We start from the raw sequence: 20,389 nt of genomic DNA on the forward strand, positions 1-20,389 counted from the left end.
TTATCGAAATTATGCTTTTTGAACGTTAGAAGCTTGRGGTCCRCGTTGACCTTGTTCTACTTCAAAAGTAACTTCTTGRCCTTCGTCTAAWGATTTGAAWCCTTCGCTTTGGATAGCTGAGAAATGTACGAATACGTCGTCTCCGTTTTCGCGTTCGATGAATCCAAAACCTTTTTCTGCGTTAAACCATTTTACTTTACCTTGTTCCATTGTTGTTGCCTCCTAGTGCATCTAAGCACAATGTATTACTATCCTTGCTCTAAGTCATCATCGAAAACGAAAAGTAGTACTTTTAGTATCCTTAGTACCGAACAAAAATAATTAAGACTAAGCATAACATTAAATGGTAGCGATTGCAAATAGTTTGGGGAAACTTTTTTCCAGCAATTTTTAATACTCTCTAAATTCTATAAAAAAAAGCAGTAATGAAAGTGACTCTATCTATTACACATGAACTCTTACATACATACATTCATCCAAACAAAAACCTCTCGTTTACTAATTTAAAGAGGTTTCATACTGTAGATAAACTCGATATTTTCTACATTTTTTTGATAGAGTGTAAAACGGAACGTTGATTTCCTCTCCGGGCGGTCCTCCCTCGGCGCGCTTTCCCGCAGGAGTCTCGTACCTTCCGTACCAATCAACTATGTTTAAAAACTCAGATAGAACCCATTTTGTCTCCAAAAACCTCCCGTAAACAAAATTAAGAAAGGTCTTTGTAGATGTTTACATCAAATATTTATTTTTCCGTAATGAACTTTTCCACCATTTCTTCTAAAATCGCCGATTCTTTTGCTAAATCTTCATTTTGTTCCTTCAATCCAGCCATTATGGTACTTTGTTGAATGGCAGCTGCCGAGATTTGCTCCGTTGTTGCGACTCCTTCTTCGGAAATCGCCGCAATTTCCTGTATGGATGCCAGGCTTTCATCCGAAGACTCATTGATTTTTTTCGAATGGGCGGCCAATTGTTCTGTGCCTTTCAGCAATTTCTCTACGGATTCGAATATCTTATTGAAAATCTCGCCATTGTTTTCCACTAAGGAAACACCATTTAGTATATCCTGAAAACTCTCATCATTATTTTGGATGACTTTGGCTGTTTGTTCATTAATCCGCATGATCGATTCTGAAATGATATCGATGGATTCATCGGTTTGCACAGCCAATTTTTGCACCTCTTGAGCGCCTACGGCAAAACCTCTGCCAGCGTCACCCGCCCGTGCCGCTTCTATGGATGCATTCAGGGACAGCAGGTTCGTTTGGGAAGCAATCACCCTTATTAAGCCAATCACTTCATTTATCTTCACTACATCCTCTTCCAGGCTCACCAAATTGGCTTTATTCGCTTGGCCGTTTTCCATGATTTTATCCATCTGGCTCGTTACATCTTGCACTTGTTTACTCCCTTGCTCAGCAAGTGTATTTGCATGCATCGTAAATTCATTCATTTCATTCGTTTGCTCGTTCATTAAACGGATCGTATCCGTTAAGTCACTGATCATATTGGAAATCCGGTCAATATGATGGGCACGTTCTTCCGAAGCCTTTGCTTCTTCCGTTGTCCCCGTCACTATCTGGCCATAGGATTCCACCATCTCTTCAAAGGATTGCTGAATGGAAACTGTCGTTTGACTCATCGTTTGGGCATGTTCACGGACATTCTGGATAATATGGGACAAACTTAATCTCATATCTTCGAATCCATTTGACAGATCGCCAATCTCATCCTCTCTGCCAACGGGAATCGATTTACTTAAGTCCCCTTTTGCCATTTCATTCGTGTAACCAACAAGTTCATTGACGGGTCCCGAAATCTTTTTCCCGATGACAACGGCGCATAGCACACCCAATATAACGGCACTTGCAAGAAATAAGATATTATAGAATATCATTGTGCTTTTCAATTCTTCAATGAAGCTTGCATCCATATCGATTCCGACAATCGCGTCCGTTCCTTCGATTGGCGTAAAGTACGACTTATGTGTTCCCCACTTATCTTTATATATTTCACTCAAGACGTCTTCGCTTCCATTTATCGATTTTGCCTGTTCCGGTGTGAAGGGGGATTCCACCATATAGTCATCGCTGCCGCTCAAGGCTACAATCATGTCGGCATCATTCTCCCGCTTCAAAACATAAACATATTCAATTCCCTTTTTATCTTCAACAAAGGCATCCAGTTTCCGCTTAATCTCTTCGCCCCGTTCGGAAGCCTTGTTTATCAAAGTGGGATTGAGGCTCGCTGCTAAACTGTGGGCATTTTCAGAAAGGCGATCATCGAATTGCGGAAGGACATTCTCATTGATCATTTTATTAGTAATATAGGAAAAGCAAAGGCCCATGGCCCCTGCGAAAATCACGAAAGGAATAATGTAAAACAAGAATAGTTTTGCCAATAGAGATTTTTTAGGATTCAGCTTTGAAAATCTCATTTCCATGCCCCCCTTAGTTGAAAACCAGGTGTTTTATAGTCAAATATGGTATTAAATCCAAATGAAGCAATTGGAGATTTTCATTCAAATCCTCACTTCTATAAAAGATGATGGCCATGCTCCGGTCATTTTGAAAAGGAAGCTGCCTATATTCCAAAACATGTTCGAATTCATGAAGAAGTCCATCATGATCAATACGTGCAACATCTTCCAGATTTATTTCAAGCGGAACCTCTGCAAAGAAAAAGCTATATATTCGATCGTCCATCTCTTCCAATATCCGATTCCAATCGGGTTTCGTTCCTGAAAAATAATGTTCATACATATTCATTCCATAGGCATGGTAACCTAGATCTGTTGTACCCGCCCCAGCAAAACGCAGGGGATTGATTTCGATGGGTATCACCCGGCTTCCCTTTTTGCGGATTTCAAAGTGTACAGGATAATTCCTAAGCGGAAGGACCGTTTGGATATTCTTCATGAACTTCAATGCATCATGATAGATTTCATCAATGGCCAACTTCGAAGTATAATAAATTCGATCGGAAGTATCGTAATCATCCTTGAATGATCGTTTGAACACATTCAAAATGACCGGTTCACCATCTTGATTGTAATAACCATCAATGGCATACTCTTCACCCTGAATCCACTCTTCTATCAAAACGGTCTGGGACCCGACCACTTCTGAATCATATAATCCACCCGAATGAAGTAAATCGGCTTTAAGCTGGTTCACGGCTATATACCAATCCTGTTGATTTTTGACTTTGTGCACACCTACACTGGAATAGCCAATATTGGGTTTGATAACTACCGGAAACGGTATTTGATTTATATCCAGCTCACTTATCATGGATAAATCGATATCTTGGAAATAGAAATCAGGATATAAAGATTTCGTCAAATTTCGCACCTGGCTCTTATCCTTCAATAACTTTGACCAAATGTATTCATTGCTATCCGGTTGAAAATGCCCTAGGAGTGTTATGCCATTTTCAGAGTTTGTAAGAATTCTTTTGTCCTTTTCCATGGACTTGAAAAATTCTGTATCCTTTTGAATGTTTAGCTTTTCTGATGTTAATGTGTCTCCCCACTGACCTTGTTCCAATACTGGGATTTGCTGTTCCTCTAACACCTTTAGAAGAATTGGCGACACAATCGACTCATTCAAAATAATCATTTTTTCCACCTAACTTGTACTGTTTTTTGTATCTCCATATTTAATCGGTTAAAACCGGTAAGTTTTTAGCTTATATAGGTATTTATTATTTAAAATCAAGATATCACTATATCTTTTTACCTATCAGTCATAAACTTGAGATCCTTACACATATTCCTTACCGTTAACCATCGAATATTTAATTTCCTTGTATCTTCATGAAAAAAAGCAAACACTATTTTAAGTGTCTGCCATATTTTTGCAAATTTATCATTCAGAAAAGGTTCACCAAAATTTTCGTGGAATAACTAAGACTCGTTCATATTCAATTCATAACTTCTTTATATACTTCTCTGTAATGAAAATCGAGAAAGGATGTATTTACATATGTCAGAAGCAAAAAAACAAAAAGGATGGCGCCAGTTCATTCGATTGGTTCAACAAACGAAGCCTTCCAAACTAATGATAGGGATTGCATTAGCATTAAGCCTAGGCACAACAGGTGTAGCTTTATTAGTCCCATTATTCACAAAAAATCTAATCAATGATTTTTCAGTCAGTTCACTAAACGCTGAAAGAATCACACTTCTCGTTTCTGCCATCATTGTTCAAGCATTGGCCAGTGGATTTTCCATCTATTTATTAAATCGGATCGGTCAATCCGTAGTGGCAGGTATCCGCGATCAACTATGGAAAAAATTACTCGTATTACCCGTGAGTTATTTTGATGATCATCCATCGGGGGAAACAGTCAGCCGAATGACAAATGATACAACTGTAGTGAAGGGATTAATCTCTGAACATCTTTCTAATTTCGTTACAGGAATCATTTCCATCGTAGGTTCCATGATCGTGTTATTCGTACTGGATTGGAAAATGACATTATTGATGTTCACTGCAATTCCGCTCTCTGTTTTGATATTAATGCCGCTAGGGAAAAAAATGCACAAAATATCAAAAGGGATGCAGGACGAGACAGCAAGCTTCACTGCAGTCCTTCAGCAGGTTCTAACGGAAATACGTCTTGTTAAAGCATCAAATGCAGAAGCTTTGGAATATCAAAATGGCCAAAAAGGAATCCAGAAATTATTTCAATTCGGATTGAAAGAGGCAAAAATCCAAGCGTTGATTGCGCCGCTAATGAGTTTTGTCATGATGGCATTACTCGTCCTGATTTTGGGTTATGGGGGAATGCGTGTTTCTTCAGGAGCGCTGACTGCTGGAGCTCTAGTTGCATTCATCATGTATCTTTTCCAAATAATCATGCCAATGGCTCAATTGGCCAGTTTCTTTACACAATTCCAAAAAGCAACGGGTGCAACAGAGCGCATCATTTCCATTCTGGATTCTGTGGAGGAAGAAGATGCGAAGCAGCCCGTTCAAAATATGAGTCAATCTATCAGCGTGGATCACCTGAACTATAGTTACAATAATGGAGAACAGGTACTTAAAGATATAAGCTTTAACGTTGAGGCCGGTAAGGTCACTGCAATAGTCGGCCCAAGCGGCAGCGGAAAAACGACCCTTTTTTCATTATTCGAGCGTTTCTACAAACCACAGGAAGGATCCATATCAATAGGCGGGACATCCATAAATGATTTCACACTGCTTTCATGGAGAAGCCAGATTGGATATGTTTCACAAGAAAGCCCGATTGTATCCGGTACAATTCGAGATAATATTTGTTATGGCATCAATCGGGATATAACAGATGATGAATTAAATCAAGTGGCTAAAATGGCGTATGCAGATCAATTCATTTCTGAGCTTCCGAACGGATATGATACAGAGGTCGGTGAAAGGGGCATGAAATTATCAGGCGGTCAAAGACAAAGAATTGCAATCGCCCGTGCATTTTTAAGAAACCCGAAAATATTAATGCTGGATGAGGCTACCTCCAGCCTGGACAGCAAATCAGAAAAAGTGGTTCAACAGGCATTAAATCACTTAATGAAAGGAAGAACAACAATAGTCATCGCCCACCGCCTATCGACCGTTATCGGTTCGGATCAAATCATCTTCCTTGAAAAAGGGAAAATAACAGGCAGCGGAACACATAAAGAGCTATATAATACGCACTCATTATATCGCGAATTTGCTGAACAGCAGTTGCACAAGCTTGAACTGGCCTAATTCGCCGAAAGGAAAGAAGAAGGATGACAAAAATATTGATAGTCGATGATGATGCACATATTCGCGAACTTATAAACCTGTTGTTAAGAAAAGAAGGCTTTGATCTATATGAAGCGTCAGATGGAATGCAAGCATTGAAAGTAATGGAAAAAGTGAAAATCGATTTGGCAGTCATCGATATTATGATGCCTAACATGGATGGATGGCAATTATGCAAAGAGTTACGGGAATTTAGTGATATCCCCATTTTAATGCTGACTGCAAAAGGGGAAACAACACAAAAAGTAAAAGGATTCGGGCTTGGGGCAGATGATTATCTTGTAAAGCCATTTGAACCGATCGAATTGGTTCTTAGAATAAAGGCATTATTAAAACGGTATAAAATCACTATTTCACAAACATTAAATATCGGCGAATTAAAGATGAATCGTAACACGCATGAAATGTCATTCAAAGAACAGGAATATACGATTCCATTAAAAGAATTCGAATTGCTGTTTAAATTAGCAAGCTATCCCGGAAAAACTTTTTCCAGGGAAGATCTTATCGAATACATTTGGGGCTATGATTATGAAGGTGATGAACGAACTGTCGATGTTCATATAAAAAGAGTGAGGGAACGGTTTCCTGAATCGGAATTCCCCTTCCGGATTAAAACGATTTGGGGATTGGGCTACCGTTTGGAAATAACGAGATGAGAGGCAATCGATTTTTCAAACAAATGCTTGGCATGCTGTTTTTTGTAACGTTTATTTCAATTTCCTTTTCCGCCGGGTACTATATCATTGAGCTTTTGCCCTTAAGGTTAACCAATTATGTTCGGTATCTGGCTACAATCGTGACAAGCATCGCAATCATGATATTAATTGGTCGCCTTATCCATGCTATCCATCATAATAAACGGGTAAATATATACCTCGAAATCATAGATGCCTTAAGGAAAATAGCAAATGGCGATTATAATGTACAACTGGATTTTAATATGGACAAGAGAAACGAAATGACCGATATCATTAACCATTTCAATCACATGGCCAAACAATTGAAGCAAATGGAAGAAATGCGGCAGGAGTTCATCTCTAACGTCTCACATGAAATACAGTCGCCCCTTACCTCCATTGTAGGATTTGCCCAAGCACTTCAATTTAATAAGCTGACAATCGAAGAACGAAATCATTATCTTCATATAATAGAGACAGAGAGCAGGAGATTATCCAAATTAAGTGATAACCTTCTAAAGCTTACATCCCTTGAATCCGAGCATCATCCTTTTGAAAGGACAGATTTCCGGCTGGATCAGCAAATACGGACCATTATTTTGGCTTGTGAACCCGCTTGGTTGGAAAAAGAACTCGAATTGGACATAGCCTTGGAAAAGATTCCAATAGTGGCAGACCAGGATTTGATGAGCCAAGTATGGACAAATTTAATACACAATAGCATCAAATTCACCCGCCATCGCGGAAAGATCACGATTCGATTACAACAGATTGATAGCCAGGCATCCATAACGATATCCGACAATGGAATCGGCATTTCCGAAACCGACCAGTTCCATATATTCGAGCGATTCTATAAAGCCGACCTTGCAAGGGAACGCTCAAAAAGCGGCAGCGGTTTAGGACTATCCATCGTGAAAAAGATTATAGAGATGCATGAAGGGAACATATCCGTGAAAAGCGGACTCGAAAAGGGAACGACCTTCACCATTCTGCTACCTATTTCGTGAGGGTTTTGTGATTGTTAAAAACCTTTTTAAATCATTCATGCTGCTGCTATTTTTAAAAACACTGCCCGTTCGTTGATGATTATATTGTAATATCGACACTTCTACTAAAAGCAGGCGATTGTTTGATATTTTGCGGAAACTTCTTAAAAGATTGAAATAGGAATTGGATAATTTAATGATGCTAGTATTACTTATATTATAAACGTTGGGTACAAAAAATGAATTTGATACCCAACGTTTAACAAGCCGGAAAAATTGTTGGTGGCAATAAATATGGACACTCCTCATAAATGAAATCGTTATAATACCTGTATTATCTTTGATTAAACTTTATTTTATTGTTAGGAAAAGAACATACATCAAAAACAACAAAATAATATATCCATCAAAGAATATAACTTTTTCACTTTGAAATTGATTATTTTTTCTTACCTTTATAAATAAAAAAGTTAATATAGATAGAAAGAATATTAAACCTGTTATAGTAGTAATTGGCGACACCATTATCTGAAAATAAGTTTCTGTAACCTTTTCTGGGAAATGCATGATGGCCCTCATTATTTCATTCACCAAAACGTGAAAAAAGATAGCCGGAACGATACTCCCAGTATAGATGGTTAATAGTGCAAGAGAAATACCCATTACAAATGCAAAAATAAAATTTCCTACCGTCATATGATAAATGCTAAAAATAAAAGCACTTAAAATTATGGCCGATTTTATGTTCATTCTCTGATATTGTTTTAATAATATACCCCTAAAAAGAATTTCTTCACTAATCGCCACTGAAAAGCCAATCATCATAATGCTGTAAAAACTTATGTTTTTACTACTTTCCATAAGTGTACAAACAATTTTTTCAGCAGTAAGCCATTCGCCCGTTAGTAAATAATGTTGGGTCCTACCAAAAAACACAGTCAGCATGTGAGCTATACTACCCATTAACATACCAAAAAGAATATATTTTATATGTACCTTATTAAGCCTAATGCTCGATAAGGTTATTTTTTTCTTTTTTAAGAAAAGAAAAAGAATATAGATAATAACCAGTTTACTTATAAAGAAAAATAATTGTTTGTTTATTTGCAAAAAAAGTTCTTGTAATGTAAGTTGGGCAAAAGGAAAAATAATCATAATTAGTATTGTTATATATAATATAAAGCGATGTGTTTGCTTAATATCAGTATCCATTCTTACCCCTTTGCTATACAATAATTTCAAAGAAGTCATTTTTTAGAATAAGAGTTTGTATTTGCACTTTTTTCAACTTATTTTATTGCCACTTTTTTATATTTAATGTAAGTGGCATTTCTTTGCTCTGTTTTTATCAAATTACCAGTTGGACTATATGTTTTTAGAGTGCCAGTCAATTTCCATGTTTCTTTGTATTGGTTCCATTTTTTCGTTGCCGAATATACCTTTTCTCCGCCACCAGAAATAACTAATTTACCAGCTATCTCTACCTTGAAGGTAAGGTTAAGACTCCAGTTTGTAGTATCAGTCACTTTTTTGTGAAAGACACTTGATTGTCGTTTATCTGTGGCTGTTTTCCAAGTATACCGATTACAAGTAGCACACACTGGAGATATACCAATTCTATTATTCGTGATTTCTCCTGTTTTTTCATCTACAAGTATAGGTATTTCTTGACCTAAAAGTACATCAGAGCCTGATAGAGTTGTATATTCTGTCAGAAACTCACCTGATTGGCTTTCCTCTTTTAATTCAGTTGGAGAACTTGCAAAAGTTGATATTGGATTAAATCCAAACCAAAATACAGGAATTATTAATATAAAAAGGTATAATAACTTCTTCATTTCTTCACCCCACCTAATATTTTTTCCTTGGATACCCCTTATGAATTTTTGATTTAATATCTTAAGTAGTTTGGTTGTAATATTTGTTCTCTCGATTTTATCAAAAAACAAAAGCACAAGTAGTTCCAAATTTGGAACTCCCTGTGCTTTTTTTGAACTTAAACTATTTATGGAGTCGCAACCGTAAAGGTAAGGTCATTAAGGATGGAGAATCTGCCTTTTTGCCTATGGAGCTAGATCAGGCGGCATATCTGGAGAGCTTATATCCTCAGAATCACATTGAACAGAACCCCGAATAATGGACACTTTAATAGAGATTCAGCCCACCCTCCGATTTTTACTTATTTCCGCCAAAAAGTTGAACAGTCTGCTTTATCAAAAATATTATACTCAATCATTTTCTCAAGTAATGAGTAATCAACCGGACTGTCCCACTTGATACGTACCAACTGCTTGGTGTGATCATAGCCAGCCTGCACGATTTCATCAGAGAAGTGATCGATCCCTGCCTTTTCAGGAGCAACAGCCAAATGATGTTTGGCTACGCTAAAGCCAATAATATATGTGTCATGATCGGTAAACATAGGCTGATTCCACGCAATCTTCGGCATTAGATTTGGAAATTTCTTAGTTACCCAAGCCAGGACTTCTTCCGTTCGTTCCCTATGTTGCGGGTTATCAATATTCGCTAAAAATTCTGCAAAGACTTCCATGCTATTCTCTCCTAAATAAAAAAATTTTATGAAAACTTCATTTTCAACATCACCTAAATTTAATGCCAATATGGGTTTCTTTCAACAATGCATCATAGGAAGATCATTAACATTGCTCTAATGGATGCCATGACTACCTACTGATGGATTTGATAGATTATATTACACTGCACACCGATTCATATTACCTCGGTCTTCTAATCAACTTGTCAACTTGAGAGGTTCTCGTTGTTTTAAACATAAAAAATACCCCTTTGGCTAATCATAGCCAAAGGGGTAAAGCTTCGCAACTTTTTATAATCTACATTGCATTCATTCCAACTTACTCAACCGTTACACTTTTCGCGAGATTACGCGGTTTATCCACGTCACATTCGCGGTGCAAGGCTGCGTAGTAGGCAATGAGCTGCAGCGGGATAACAGAGATAAGGGGTGTTAATAGTTCATTCACTTCCGGGATGACGAAACGGTCATCCTCTTCTTCCAGACCCTTCATGGAAATGATGCAAGGGTTGGCGCCACGGGCAACCACTTCCTTCACATTACCACGGATGCTTAAGTTGACGCCTGCTTGAGTAGCAAGGGCTATGACAGGTGTACCTTCTTCAATCAAGGCAATCGTTCCATGTTTAAGCTCTCCGCCAGCAAAGCCTTCCGCCTGGATGTAAGAGATCTCCTTCAGCTTAAGTGCCCCTTCAAGTACAACATAGTAGTCAAGGGAACGGCCGATGAAGAAGCAGTTTCTCGTAACGGACAAATATTCACGGGCGATGTCTTCCATCTCTTCTTTCGAATCACATAGTGCTTCCATAGCCGTCGCAACGATTCCAAGCTCTTTTACAAGGTCGAAACCGTACTCCATGTTACGGAATTGGCCAGTTACATTCGCCAAGATGGATAAGACTGCCACTTGGGCTGTGTAGGCCTTTGTAGAGGCTACGGCAATTTCAGGACCAGCATGCAGCAAGAGCGTATAATCCGCTTCACGTGACAATGTAGAGCCAGGTACGTTCGTGATGGTCAGGGCTTTATGACCAAGCGCTTTGATGGATACTAACACGGCACGGCTATCTGCAGTTTCACCACTTTGTGAAATGAAGATGAATAGCGGTTTTTTCGATAATAACGGCATATTGTAAGTGAATTCCGATGCCACATGGACCTCAACCGGAATTTCAGTCATTTTTTCGATGAATTGCTTACCAATCAACCCTGCATGATAGCTGGTTCCGCAAGCGATGATATAAATACGGTCAGCCTCACTTACGGCTTCAGTAATGTTATAGTCGATTGCAAGTTTACCTTCTTCATTTTGGTATGCTTGAATGATTTTACGTATTACGGCTGGCTGCTCGTCGACTTCCTTGAGCATATAGTGAGGATACGTACCTTTTTCAATATCACTTGCATCCAGTTCAGCCGTGTAAGGAGCACGCATGACTTCTTCGTTGGAAAGGTTCTTGATCGTTACCTTTTCATTTGTCACGATAACCATTTCCTTATCCATCAGTTCAAGGAATTGATCTGTGACTTGCAGCATCGCCATTGCATCCGAAGCGACAACGTTAAAGTCTTTTCCGACACCGATAAGCAGCGGGCTTTTATTTTTGGCGACTAAGATGGTTTCATCATTTTCAGCATCCAATAGGGCAATGGCATATGAACCCTCTAATAGAGTGAGTGTTTGACGGAACGCCTCTTCCACTTCCATACCCTCGTTCACGAACTTCTCTATGAGTTGAACGATGACTTCCGTATCCGTTTCACTTTTAAAGGCAACATCCTTCAAATATTCACGTTTTAGAATCGCATAGTTTTCAATGACACCATTATGAACTAAAGTCAATCGACCTGAATTACTTTGGTGAGGATGGGCATTTTCACGGCTTGGCACACCATGTGTAGCCCAGCGCGTATGTCCTATTCCGGTATGCGCCATAGTATTTTCATCCACGGCTGCTCGTAAGTCCGCTATTCTTCCCTTTTCCTTAAAGATTGTCACTCCTGCTTCATTTCTCACAGCAATCCCTGAAGAGTCATAACCGCGGTATTCAAGTTTTTCAAGACCTTTTAATAAAATTTCCTTTGCATCGTTAAGTCCAATATATCCAACAATTCCACACATAATTTCTGTTCCTCCAACCGATTCGAGGGAACAGGAATGCACGGGGGCATCCCTGCCCCCTCATCTCTGATATATATTTTTATAAAGGAAATGCCCTAAAGCACTTTTTCCCATTGTGCATTTCCGACCCTTTGTGCAGTAAGTTGCCCTACTGTTTTAAGATTGGAATTATTGCGGCTGTGCACTTCAGCCGGGAGGTATCCGCCGATCATTCGATAAACCTCCTCCTCGTCAACTAAGTCATTTCTCGTCCAGACTTAGTTCAGGCGCTTTTGTGAATCCATTCTCTCCTTGCCTACCCTCCTTTTTAAAACAACCATTTTTAGAAAATGAGTTGTAAATCAGGATAATCATACCTTAAACAAGGGACATAGGTCAATTCTTAATTACCTTTACCAACAAAAAAGACTTCTTTATAAAAATATGCATAAAAGGAAATTTCGTTCCTTTTATGCATAGGATTAGTTATTCGTTCATTCCCATTTCCGCTCTTACAACTGCGACGATGCGCTCTACATAATTAGTGCATTCCTCAGCTGTCGGTGCTTCAGCCATAACACGGACTAGAGGTTCAGTACCGGATGGTCTCACCAAAATACGGCCGTTTCCGTTCATTTCCCCTTCGACTGCCTTGATGACTTCCTGTACCTTTTCATTATCTGTTACTGCGTGCTTATCGGTAACTCTGACATTGACCAGCGTTTGTGGATATTTCTTCATCTCGCCAGCGAGCTCGGATAAGGTTTTTTGGGTGTCGCTCATGATGTTCACAAGCTGCAAGCCCGTCAATAAGCCATCTCCTGTCGTGTTATAGTCCAGGAAGATGATATGTCCGGATTGCTCTCCGCCAAGGTTATAGCCGCCTTTACGCATCTCCTCGACCACATAGCGATCCCCCACTGCCGTCTGGGCGCTTTGTATACCATGCTCTTCAAGACCTTTATAAAAACCAAGGTTGCTCATGATCGTAGAAACCACTGTTCCCTGTTTCAAACGGTTATTATCTTTCAAGTATTTCGCACAGATATACATGATTTGGTCGCCGTCCACTATATTTCCTTTTTCATCTATTGCAATGACGCGGTCTCCGTCGCCATCAAATGCAAGCCCAACATCCGCACCTTTTTCTTTTAAGAATTCAGCAAGTGCCTCAGGGTGGGTGGAACCTACCTTATCATTAATGTTCAAGCCATTGGGCGATGCCCCCATTGTAGAGATGTCTGCATCAAGATCTGCAAACAAATGCATGGCCAAGGCAGATGTAGCCCCATGTGCACAATCAAGAGCAACATGAATGCCTGTAAAATCTTCATCCACTGATTGTTTCAAATACTGGAGATACTTTTGCCCTCCTTCGAAATAATCGTTCAAATGGCCTAAATCTCCGCCAACCGGGCGTGGAAGCTCATCCTTTTCCTTATCTAATAGTGCTTCAATTTCCGCTTCTTGATCATCGGATAACTTAAATCCATCCGGTCCAAAGAATTTAATGCCATTATCCGCTACCGGATTATGCGAAGCGGAGATCATGACACCTGCTTCAGCACTTAAGGCCTTTGTTAAATAGGCTACTCCCGGTGTCGAAATGACACCCAGGCGCATCACTTCAGCCCCAATGGATAAAAGACCTGCAACAAGCGCACCTTCCAGCATTTCACCTGAAATACGAGTATCGCGCCCTATAAGCACTTTGGGTTTTTCTGTATTTCTAGTAAGAACGTAGCCACCAAAACGGCCTAGTTTAAATGCCAACTCCGGTGTTAACTCGCTATTCGCTATACCCCTTACTCCGTCTGTTCCAAAATATTTACCCATCTTTATCGCTCCTCTTCGAATCGTTACTGAATTTAATGATGATGTTAAAGGAAGGTCATGTCTCTTCGTCTTTTTGTGTGATGGTGACCGAAACCGTTTTAGAATCCAGTTCCCATTCCACTCCCTCAGGCACTGTTACCGCCAGATCCACATCATGCGTACCTTCATCTAAATTACTCACATCTACTGTAAGATTAATGTCGTCTTTAGTTATTTTCTTCAAATCATCCGCCTCACCAAGCAAAGTGATGCTTGTTACATCGGATTCCAATTCGGCATCTTGGTCATCCCGTATGCCCACAGGAACTATTTGTATATTATTGAAAGTTTTGGACTCAATGGCAACCGGTTCATCTTCTTCTTCTGGTTCTGGTTTTTCTTCGACTACTTGTTCTTCTTGTTTTTGTTCGGTTTCTGGTTCTTCCTCTTCCACGACTGGCTCTGCATTCTCTTCATCTACATCAACTTTTTCTGTACGAATCTTGACCTGCGCCTTACCCAAGGACATTTTTTGTACACTATCCGGTTTATTAAGATCGAGTTCCAGTTCTGTATCACCATCAATTTTCGAGATATTTACAGGAAGATTTATTTCATCTATTTTCTCCAGGCTCGTTTCCGAACCAAATAAGGTGACCTCTTTTGGATCGACACTTATACTCGTGATCCTGATTCCATCCTTTGCCTTGCCGGTTTGCTTCGGTGCTATCGACACCGTCTTGGAAGGAATGCTCACTTTTAAGGAAACGGCAACAGAAGATGGCTCGATCGTCACATCCAGCTTATTCAAATCCCTGTCCAAGGCTTTAACGGTTGCCTTGCTGTTCACCGTTTCGTTAAGTCCCTTACTTATTTCAAGGTTTGCCTTTACATAGGAAATTTGTTCAATTGCATCTTTAGCACCCGTTATTTTAACAGTTTTCGGGCTGACTGTTGGCTGACCGGCTGTATACCCCTCTTCAAGTAAAGAGCTGTTATACTCGGCCTCAACGGAGAATTCCTTCGTCACCCGTTCCTGAACGTTGACTTCCGCATATTCCGGATCGATCGTCGCCACTAACTTTTCATTCAAATCACTTATTTTAAATGTGACAGTTCTGTCCCCCATTGAGATTGCAGGATCAGAAAGGTCAACATACACTTTAAAATCCCTTTGGTTTTTCGCATTAATCAATAGGCTTTTTGCTCCCTTTAGAGTAACATCAACTGTTTCAGGCACCCCGCTCACCACTAGATTCTCACGGTCATAGTACACTTCAACCGGTACATTTTCGATGGTCTCCGTACTGATTTCAGGGGCAGTCGATAAACCAAGGGATTTTTTATCCGACTCCATCTCAAAGTTAATGGAAATGAACAAAAGTGCTGCCAAGGCAAAAGCTACGATTCTCATAAACCAAGCGCTATTGGTGAATTTATCCATTCTTTTTCCCCCTCCAGTTAAAGATGCTTGAGGAAGTTGATTTGATATTTTCCACTACCAGTTCACTTGTAAGCATGGCCCTAAATGATTCTTGATTCAAATCCCGGTAAAGTTCCCCGTTTTTAGTGACGGATATTCCTCCCGTTTCTTCTGATACGACAATCGTCAGACTATCCGTAACTTCACTCATGCCTATGGCTGCCCTATGCCGTGTGCCAAGTTCCTTTGATATGAATGGACTCTCTGATAATGGCAAATAGCAAGCGGCAGCTGCCACCTGGTTATTTTGTAAAATAACTGCACCATCATGGAGCGGCGTATTAGGGATGAAGATATTAATGAGCAGTTCTGAAGAAATATAGGATTTCAGGGGTATCCCCGTTTCAACATAATCTCCCAGCTCCGTACCTTTTTCTATCGTAATCAAGGCACCAATCCGCCTTTTTGCCATATAGGTGGACGCCTTTAGGATTTCCTCGACTAAACGCTCTTGCTGATTCTCTTCTGGAACGGTGCCCCTTGCAAAGAGCTTCCCGCGTCCTAATTGTTCAAGTGCCCTTCTCAGTTCAGGTTGAAAAATGACGAGAATTGCCAATACTCCCCAATTCATGACTTGTGCCATTAACCATCCGAGTGTATTGAAACCAAACAGGTTGCTTAAGCTTTTTACAATGACAATTACAAAAATTCCTTTTAGCAGCTGAATAGCCTTCGTGCCTCGAATAATAGTTAACAATTTATATATCACAAACCATACAAGGAGAATATCAATGAAATTTACTACATAGTCCCAAACAGTCAAATTGGTTAAAGACATGTTGTTTCCTCCAGTCAGTATTACTCCAAATACCAATAACAATCTTTATTTACAATAACCTTAATAGTATACCATTTTTTAAATGATTCATCTAAAAACTAGTGTGAGAAATTTACACAGGAAAAAAGAACCATTAAAAATGGTTCCCCTTCCTTTAAAAAATAAAGCTGGGCGAAGTCATCGCAAATCAAAAACGATGCCCCTGCCCAGCTTCTATTCCTTATTCCTTTTTCTCCTCTTTGGCAGGAACCAACGAGGTTGCAGTGTCCTTCACTTTATACCACATCCACTCAAAAGCTTGGTCAATAACATGGATGCTTCCGGTCACATTACCTGCTTTAGACATATACTTATGCCCATTTATGACTGTCACATCTCCCTCTACTTCACCATCTATTTGAATATTACCATTTTGAACTACCACATTTCCCTTGATTGTCTCACCCTCAGGTACAATAACCGTTTCACCTTCGACCACTAAGTTAGGCTGCTTTGAAACTGAAAAATGTTCGTCCTGATTATAAGTGGAAAAAACAGATCCTGTCATCAATATGATGAACATCGCTGCCGCTGTCATGAAAGGATGGCTTTTGAACCAACGTTTGGCACCTGTTGTTTTCGTTTCCTTTGGCAATTGAGCCATAACCTTCGCTGTAAAATCATCCGGGGCCTTTATATGGGAAGTGCTTTGTACAAGAGCGACCGCCTTTTTCATTTCATGAAAGTAATCCCGGCATTCAGCACAGTCATGCAAGTGCTCCCGTAAAACTTCTTTATGCTCCGGTTTGATGTCCTCATCTAAATAATCATGCATATATTCAATGATTTCCTCATGGCAGTTCATTTTTCTCACCTTCTTTTTATAAATGGCGTAGTTGTTTACGCAAGGCTTCGCGACCGCGATGTATCCTCGTCTTAACCGTACCGACCGGCAAATCGAGTATCTCACTGATTTCCTTTAGAGATAACTCTTCAATATACTTCAATACGATTACCGATCGGTATTTCTCGGGCAATTTCATTATTTCCACTTGAATGGTTTCCTGCAGTTCTAATGATTCAACCTCTTCCTCGGGTTTCGCCATATCCGATGCAATTTGGGAATACATATTCAATCCCTCTGTTCCTGCCACCTCTGCATCCAGATAGTAGTCCGGTTTTTTCTTGCGAAGCCGGTCAATACAAAGATTGGTCGCAATCCGATATAACCATGTAGAAAATTTCATTGTTATATTGAAACTTCGAATGTTCACGTAGGCCCTTACAAAGGCCTCTTGAGCCAAATCTTCTGCTTCTTGCCTGTTTCCGAGCATCCTGAAACATATTTGGAAAACTTTGTCCTTGTAAATTTCGACAATTTCCCCAAAGGCATTATGGTCTCCTTTTAATACTTGATTAATTCTCTCTTTAATGAGTGCATCCATTTTCCGGTATTACCCCCGCTCATGCGGCTATACGATTACTACGAATCGTAAGCTGAAAGGTTTCAAAAATTTAATACATTAATTTTAACAAAGTTTTACATTTTATGTTTAAGAAAAAAAAAACAGGGCTATATAGTAAGAAATTGTAAAATCCAAAGGAGTGATTCTCTATATGAGTACTGAACAAATTTTAGACCATATTGAACAATGCAGACAGAAAATGATGTTTTTGGCTTCCCGTTCTTCCATGGTGGATAATGAAGTTATTGAAGTTAGCAGCAAACTGGATTCTTTAATCATTCAATACATCCATTTAACTAAAAATGAAGATCTCATGGACAGACGTGCTCTCAAGTGAATATGGATAGAAAATTGCAACCATTTATCTATAGATATGTTTCTGTTACATACACCCTGGTAAATAAACCTACGTCTTCTAGCATATAAAAAACAGTAACCCATTACAAGCCGGTTACTGTTTCTTTTAATTATTAGTTATAATAATTTTTCTCCAAATAGCGAACCCATTAAGGCCACGGCAACGATTGCCGTTTTATTTCGCTCATCTAAAATGGGATTCACTTCAACGAATTCAGCGGATGTAATCAAGTTGGATTCCGCAAGCATTTCCATGGCCAAATGACTTTCCCGATAACTTATACCACCAATCACCGGGGTCCCGACTCCGGGTGCATCTGCTGGGTCCACTCCATCCAAATCCAGTGAAAGGTGGACGCCATCCGTTCTTTCCCTTAAATAATCAATGCATTCTTCCATGACCCGTGTCATTCCCAACCGATCGATTTCATGCATCGTGAATACTTTAATCCCTTTCTCACGGATAAGTTCCTTTTCCCCTTCATCCAATGACCTCGCTCCAATGATTACGATGTTTTCCGGTTTCACTTTTGGAGCAAAACCATGTATATTGATCAGGTCCGGATGGCCAATCCCAATACTGACAGCCAAGGGCATCCCGTGTATATTTCCTGATGGTGAAGTATCTTCCGTATTTAAATCGCCATGTGCATCGTACCAAATCACACCTAGATTCTCATAGTGCTTTGCGACTCCTGCCAGTGTGCCTATCGCTATTGAATGGTCTCCTCCCAATACAAGCGGAAAGGAACCTTCTTCTATTATTTCATCAACTCTTGTAGCTAACTGGGTGTTACCTTTTGCTACAAGCTGTAAGTTTTTTAAATTTGTCCCGGGCTCATCTGCATTTTCAGGACGCCCTACAATTATATCCCCTAAATCCTCTACTTCTATATTCAACTTTTCAAGACGCTCGACAATCTCTGCGCAGCGGATGGCACTAGGTCCCATATCCACCCCTCGCCTTGCTTGACCAAGGTCCATGGGCAATCCGATGACGGAAATTTTCTGAATAGACATACAATTCCCCCTTTCCACCATTTTATATCGTATATGCCAATTGGTTCAACTCGACATTTCCATGTATAAAGATGCACGTTTTCCGATAACATATGTTTTTTTTGAAAAAATATCTTTCTGGGGATTAGTTTACCCAACTATGCCTTAAACAAAAAAAAGCCTTAAACCATTTTTGGCTTAAGACGTAAGTTTTGGTGTATGTAGTTGATGGTGGAGCCTAGCGGGATCGAACCGCTGACCTCCTGCGTGCAAGGCAGGCGCTCTCCCAGCTGAGCTAAGGCCCCTAAGGAATTTAAAATATATTAAGCGGAAGACGGGATTCGAACCCGCGACCCCAACCTTGGCAAGGTTGTATTCTACCACTGAACTACTTCCGCAAATGGCTGGGCTAGAAGGGATCGAACCTTCGCATGACGGAATCAAAATCCGTTGCCTTACCGCTTGGCTATAGCCCAATATATGATATGCAATGATTAATATACAACAAAATAAAAAGGTGGTAATCATATATTTCCCCAATACAGAGAATATATAACTGATCCACAGGATTTTATTAAAATGGTGGAGGGGGGCAGATTCGAACTGCCGAACCCGAAGGAGCGGATTTACAGTCCGCCGCGTTTAGCCACTTCGCTACCCCTCCGCAATATATGGTTGTAAATGGTGCCGGCAAGAGGACTTGAACCCCCAACCTACTGATTACAAGTCAGTTGCTCTACCAGTTGAGCTACACCGGCAAGTAAAGAATAAAATGGTGGAGGATGACGGGATCGAACCGCCGACCCTCTGCTTGTAAGGCAGATGCTCTCCCAGCTGAGCTAATCCTCCGGATTAATGATTTAAAATGGTGACCCGTACGGGATTCGAACCCGTGTTACCGCCGTGAAAGGGCGGTGTCTTAACCGCTTGACCAACGGGCCGAACTGTTTTTTTGTTCATAGATAGATTGGGAAGCTCCCAAGCGGATTCGAACCGCTGACCTCTTCCTTACCATGGAAGTGCTCTACCTACTGAGCTATGGAAGCATATGGCTCCGCAGGTAGGACTCGAACCTACGACCGTTCGGTTAACAGCCGAATGCTCTACCACTGAGCTACTGCGGAATAATATAATGTTTCCTAAAACCCATTAAAGATTTAAATGAACAGCTTGGCGGCGTCCTACTCTCACAGGGGGAAACCCCCAACTACCATCGGCGCTGAAGAGCTTAACTGCCGTGTTCGGAATGGGAACGGGTGTGACCTCTTCGCTATCGCCACCAAACATAAAAGGAACGTTGTTCCTTCAAAACTAGATAATAAGAAGGTATTTCATTTTTTAAAAAGCGTTGGTTAAGTCCTCGATCTATTAGTATCAGTCAGCTCCACATGTCACCATGCTTCCACCTCTGACCTAT

At 40.1% G+C, this 20,389-nt stretch carries 17 protein-coding genes, 9 tRNA genes and 1 rRNA gene; 4 read left to right on the top strand and 23 right to left on the bottom strand.

Annotated elements, in window-relative coordinates:
• Positions 1 to 9: 9 nt before the first annotated feature.
• From AC1DVB_RS06600 to AC1DVB_RS06610, 3 genes are all read right to left on the bottom strand, one after another.
• Positions 10 to 210 (bottom strand): cold-shock protein, encoded by a 201-nt coding sequence (locus AC1DVB_RS06600; RefSeq protein ID WP_034304915.1) that lies wholly within the window; start codon positions 208 to 210, stop codon positions 10 to 12.
• A 532-nt stretch (positions 211 to 742) separates the two neighbouring features.
• The gene (locus AC1DVB_RS06605) at positions 743 to 2,437 is read right to left on the bottom strand and encodes a methyl-accepting chemotaxis protein (protein WP_477588674.1); all 1,695 of its coding nucleotides are present in this window, start codon (positions 2,435 to 2,437) and stop codon (positions 743 to 745) included.
• 13 nt (positions 2,438 to 2,450) lie between these two features.
• Entirely contained in the window at positions 2,451 to 3,620 is a 1,170-nt protein-coding gene (locus tag AC1DVB_RS06610; RefSeq protein ID WP_477588676.1) for an ATP-grasp domain-containing protein, read from the bottom strand.
• A gap of 354 nt (positions 3,621 to 3,974) precedes the next feature.
• On the opposite strand from AC1DVB_RS06610, the gene AC1DVB_RS06615 reads away from it, so the two are divergent.
• From AC1DVB_RS06615 to AC1DVB_RS06625, 3 genes are read left to right on the top strand one after another with little or no spacing between them, the layout of a single operon-like run.
• Positions 3,975 to 5,732, top strand: coding sequence for an ABC transporter ATP-binding protein (locus AC1DVB_RS06615; RefSeq protein ID WP_328143855.1), 1,758 nt, complete (start codon positions 3,975 to 3,977; stop codon positions 5,730 to 5,732).
• Between the two features lie 23 nt (positions 5,733 to 5,755).
• A complete protein-coding gene (locus AC1DVB_RS06620; RefSeq protein ID WP_454862436.1) occupies positions 5,756 to 6,430 on the top strand; it encodes a response regulator in 675 nt (224 codons plus the stop codon).
• Complete coding sequence (locus AC1DVB_RS06625; RefSeq protein ID WP_239859923.1) at positions 6,427 to 7,461, top strand: sensor histidine kinase; 1,035 nt, start codon at positions 6,427 to 6,429, stop codon at positions 7,459 to 7,461. Before AC1DVB_RS06620 ends, AC1DVB_RS06625 begins: the two co-directional genes overlap by 4 nt.
• Positions 7,462 to 7,791: 330 nt before the next feature.
• Here AC1DVB_RS06625 and AC1DVB_RS06630 read toward each other — a convergent pair whose 3' ends face one another.
• The 9 genes from AC1DVB_RS06630 to sigW form a co-directional block, all read right to left on the bottom strand.
• Positions 7,792 to 8,652 carry a lysostaphin resistance A-like protein gene (locus AC1DVB_RS06630; protein ID WP_477588679.1) on the bottom strand — a complete coding sequence of 287 codons (861 nt, stop codon included), beginning with the start codon at positions 8,650 to 8,652 and terminating at the stop codon, positions 7,792 to 7,794.
• Between the two features lie 77 nt (positions 8,653 to 8,729).
• Complete coding sequence (locus AC1DVB_RS06635) at positions 8,730 to 9,407, bottom strand: hypothetical protein (protein ID WP_364279552.1); 678 nt, start codon at positions 9,405 to 9,407, stop codon at positions 8,730 to 8,732.
• Positions 9,408 to 9,619: 212 nt separating this feature from the next.
• The gene (locus tag AC1DVB_RS06640) at positions 9,620 to 9,991 is read right to left on the bottom strand and encodes an iron chaperone (protein WP_054400560.1); all 372 of its coding nucleotides are present in this window, start codon (positions 9,989 to 9,991) and stop codon (positions 9,620 to 9,622) included.
• Between the two features lie 322 nt (positions 9,992 to 10,313).
• Entirely contained in the window at positions 10,314 to 12,116 is a 1,803-nt protein-coding gene (gene glmS / locus AC1DVB_RS06645; RefSeq protein ID WP_034304927.1) for a glutamine--fructose-6-phosphate transaminase (isomerizing), read from the bottom strand.
• Between the two features lie 465 nt (positions 12,117 to 12,581).
• Positions 12,582 to 13,931, bottom strand: a complete 1,350-nt coding sequence (gene glmM, locus AC1DVB_RS06650; protein ID WP_063574534.1) for a phosphoglucosamine mutase — start codon at positions 13,929 to 13,931, stop codon at positions 12,582 to 12,584.
• A 55-nt stretch (positions 13,932 to 13,986) separates the two neighbouring features.
• The gene (locus tag AC1DVB_RS06655) at positions 13,987 to 15,354 is read right to left on the bottom strand and encodes a CdaR family protein (RefSeq protein WP_477588682.1); all 1,368 of its coding nucleotides are present in this window, start codon (positions 15,352 to 15,354) and stop codon (positions 13,987 to 13,989) included.
• Entirely contained in the window at positions 15,347 to 16,171 is an 825-nt protein-coding gene (gene cdaA, locus AC1DVB_RS06660; protein ID WP_034304935.1) for a diadenylate cyclase CdaA, read from the bottom strand. Before cdaA ends, AC1DVB_RS06655 begins: the two co-directional genes overlap by 8 nt.
• 220 nt (positions 16,172 to 16,391) lie before the next feature.
• Complete coding sequence (locus AC1DVB_RS06665) at positions 16,392 to 17,015, bottom strand: anti-sigma factor family protein (protein ID WP_048685729.1); 624 nt, start codon at positions 17,013 to 17,015, stop codon at positions 16,392 to 16,394.
• Between the two features lie 16 nt (positions 17,016 to 17,031).
• Entirely contained in the window at positions 17,032 to 17,595 is a 564-nt protein-coding gene (gene sigW / locus AC1DVB_RS06670) for an RNA polymerase sigma factor SigW (RefSeq protein ID WP_048685727.1), read from the bottom strand.
• Positions 17,596 to 17,767: 172 nt separating this feature from the next.
• On the opposite strand from sigW, the gene AC1DVB_RS06675 reads away from it, so the two are divergent.
• Positions 17,768 to 17,953, top strand: a complete 186-nt coding sequence (locus AC1DVB_RS06675; RefSeq protein WP_048685725.1) for an aspartyl-phosphate phosphatase Spo0E family protein — start codon at positions 17,768 to 17,770, stop codon at positions 17,951 to 17,953.
• A gap of 137 nt (positions 17,954 to 18,090) precedes the next feature.
• On the opposite strand, the gene rocF is transcribed toward AC1DVB_RS06675, so the two are convergent.
• The 11 genes from rocF to rrf form a co-directional block, all read right to left on the bottom strand.
• Positions 18,091 to 18,993, bottom strand: coding sequence for an arginase (gene rocF, locus AC1DVB_RS06680; protein WP_057276360.1), 903 nt, complete (start codon positions 18,991 to 18,993; stop codon positions 18,091 to 18,093).
• Between the two features lie 208 nt (positions 18,994 to 19,201).
• Positions 19,202 to 19,277: transfer RNA gene (locus tag AC1DVB_RS06685), tRNA-Ala, on the bottom strand.
• 21 nt (positions 19,278 to 19,298) lie between these two features.
• A tRNA-Gly gene (locus AC1DVB_RS06690) sits at positions 19,299 to 19,370 on the bottom strand.
• A gap of 3 nt (positions 19,371 to 19,373) precedes the next feature.
• A tRNA-Gln gene (locus AC1DVB_RS06695) sits at positions 19,374 to 19,448 on the bottom strand.
• A 104-nt stretch (positions 19,449 to 19,552) separates the two neighbouring features.
• Positions 19,553 to 19,636 (bottom strand) — tRNA-Tyr (locus AC1DVB_RS06700).
• A gap of 18 nt (positions 19,637 to 19,654) precedes the next feature.
• A tRNA-Thr gene (locus tag AC1DVB_RS06705) sits at positions 19,655 to 19,730 on the bottom strand.
• Between the two features lie 15 nt (positions 19,731 to 19,745).
• A tRNA-Val gene (locus AC1DVB_RS06710) sits at positions 19,746 to 19,821 on the bottom strand.
• Between the two features lie 17 nt (positions 19,822 to 19,838).
• Positions 19,839 to 19,913 (bottom strand) — tRNA-Glu (locus AC1DVB_RS06715).
• Between the two features lie 32 nt (positions 19,914 to 19,945).
• Positions 19,946 to 20,018: transfer RNA gene (locus AC1DVB_RS06720), tRNA-Thr, on the bottom strand.
• Positions 20,019 to 20,021: 3 nt separating this feature from the next.
• Positions 20,022 to 20,096, bottom strand: a tRNA-Asn gene (locus AC1DVB_RS06725).
• 44 nt (positions 20,097 to 20,140) lie between these two features.
• Positions 20,141 to 20,256: ribosomal RNA gene (gene rrf / locus AC1DVB_RS06730) — 5S ribosomal RNA — on the bottom strand.
• Positions 20,257 to 20,389 lie beyond the last annotated feature (133 nt).

It is taken from the genome of Peribacillus sp. P4_D6 (assembly GCF_056401795.1).

Coding starts and splice junctions, on each gene's coding strand:
- AC1DVB_RS06620 (WP_454862436.1), top strand. CDS start 5,756: ATGACAAAAATATTGATAGTCGATGATGATGCACATATTCGCGAACTT.
- AC1DVB_RS06610 (WP_477588676.1), bottom strand. CDS start 3,620: ATGATTATTTTGAATGAGTCGATTGTGTCGCCAATTCTTCTAAAGGTG.
- AC1DVB_RS06605 (WP_477588674.1), bottom strand. CDS start 2,437: ATGAGATTTTCAAAGCTGAATCCTAAAAAATCTCTATTGGCAAAACTA.
- AC1DVB_RS06625 (WP_239859923.1), top strand. CDS start 6,427: ATGAGAGGCAATCGATTTTTCAAACAAATGCTTGGCATGCTGTTTTTT.
- AC1DVB_RS06640 (WP_054400560.1), bottom strand. CDS start 9,991: ATGGAAGTCTTTGCAGAATTTTTAGCGAATATTGATAACCCGCAACAT.
- glmS (WP_034304927.1), bottom strand. CDS start 12,116: ATGTGTGGAATTGTTGGATATATTGGACTTAACGATGCAAAGGAAATT.
- AC1DVB_RS06615 (WP_328143855.1), top strand. CDS start 3,975: ATGTATTTACATATGTCAGAAGCAAAAAAACAAAAAGGATGGCGCCAG.
- sigW (WP_048685727.1), bottom strand. CDS start 17,595: ATGGATGCACTCATTAAAGAGAGAATTAATCAAGTATTAAAAGGAGAC.
- AC1DVB_RS06665 (WP_048685729.1), bottom strand. CDS start 17,015: ATGAACTGCCATGAGGAAATCATTGAATATATGCATGATTATTTAGAT.
- AC1DVB_RS06675 (WP_048685725.1), top strand. CDS start 17,768: ATGAGTACTGAACAAATTTTAGACCATATTGAACAATGCAGACAGAAA.
- glmM (WP_063574534.1), bottom strand. CDS start 13,931: ATGGGTAAATATTTTGGAACAGACGGAGTAAGGGGTATAGCGAATAGC.
- cdaA (WP_034304935.1), bottom strand. CDS start 16,171: ATGTCTTTAACCAATTTGACTGTTTGGGACTATGTAGTAAATTTCATT.
- AC1DVB_RS06630 (WP_477588679.1), bottom strand. CDS start 8,652: ATGGATACTGATATTAAGCAAACACATCGCTTTATATTATATATAACA.
- rocF (WP_057276360.1), bottom strand. CDS start 18,993: ATGTCTATTCAGAAAATTTCCGTCATCGGATTGCCCATGGACCTTGGT.
- AC1DVB_RS06655 (WP_477588682.1), bottom strand. CDS start 15,354: ATGGATAAATTCACCAATAGCGCTTGGTTTATGAGAATCGTAGCTTTT.